1 protein-coding gene and 1 pseudogene are annotated in these 1,020 nt (G+C 39.2%); both read left to right on the top strand.

Going from position 1 to position 1,020, the window contains the following annotated elements; translation table 11 throughout:
* A pseudogene (locus GNF10_RS37055) lies at positions 1-342 on the top strand (hypothetical protein); the annotation flags it as partial.
* A gap of 5 nt (positions 343-347) precedes the next feature.
* Positions 348-638, top strand: a complete 291-nt coding sequence (locus GNF10_RS37050) for a hypothetical protein (protein ID WP_185592881.1) — start codon at positions 348-350, stop codon at positions 636-638.
* The last annotated feature ends 382 nt before the right edge of the window (positions 639-1,020 follow it).

The raw sequence follows: 1,020 nt of genomic DNA, 5'->3' as shown, positions 1-1,020 counted from the left end.
GGCGGAAAAATCGGGGATGCCTCCAAAATCCGATTTTGTCTGGAAATGGGGCATACTCGGTACAGCCGGGACATTGATATCAAAGATGTTTACAGCGCTTGCTTAAAAGATTGGTATGAAAAATACTTGAAGAAAGTGGTGAATCAGACACTTGATGCTAAACACCAGGGGGATGAAATCTGGGCGATTGGTGGAGGTTGTCTGTTACCCGGATTTAAGAAGCTTTTAGAGAAGAATGGGTTCAAAATACTGGACAACCCGGTGGAAGCTAATGTCTTTGGGCTTTTAGAGATGGCAAAAGCCATCAGCAGCAAGAATTCGCCTACTACATCTATTAAGTGATGACAATGACAGAAAAACTTGACTTAGCTCCGATAAAAATTCGGCTCAAAGAAAACTATCGAGAACGCATATTTGCAGAGTCCCAACAACTAGGTAAAAGTTACCTGGAGACGCTTTACTTCATTATTGATTGCTATTTTGTTTTCATTAAGGCTGGATTAGCCACAAAACAAGTAGCTTTCACGCCGATTACTACTGATGAGAACAAGCTTCCTTCAATGACTCCAACTCCATTTGCACAAGAGAAAGAAGAAGATTCTTCAAGCGAAACATTCAGCCTCGATTTTGATTTGTAACCATCAAAGGAAGTTGTTAATTACACACAAGGTTATTCCACTATGACGCGAAAATAATTTTTCCACTTGAGTCGTCACTGAGCCAAAGATTTGTCTGTAGCATAGGATCTACTGTATTTTCAGCCCCTGACAATAGCAGAGCTTACATTAGAACTTTTTGCAATTCTTATTATTAGCTCTACTTTTTCTAACTGATTCCACAGACTTTCCACAGCTACTTCTACTGTTTTCCACAGTTGTTTGACAAGATAATCGGCTTCTATTCATCCACTGGGGATTTTGTCATGACTGTAGCCATCAGTCTATCTTACGGAGTTTTTGTTAAGTTGCGTAAAGAAAATCTATCTCTAACCCTAGCTTTCACGTAATTATTTATTTTTTC

Origin of the sequence: Nostoc sp. UCD121 (genome assembly GCF_014222285.1) — a bacterium.
In the GTDB taxonomy this organism is placed as follows: Bacteria; Cyanobacteriota; Cyanobacteriia; order Cyanobacteriales; family Nostocaceae; genus Nostoc.
This window is presented reverse-complemented; position numbering and strand designations above follow the sequence as displayed.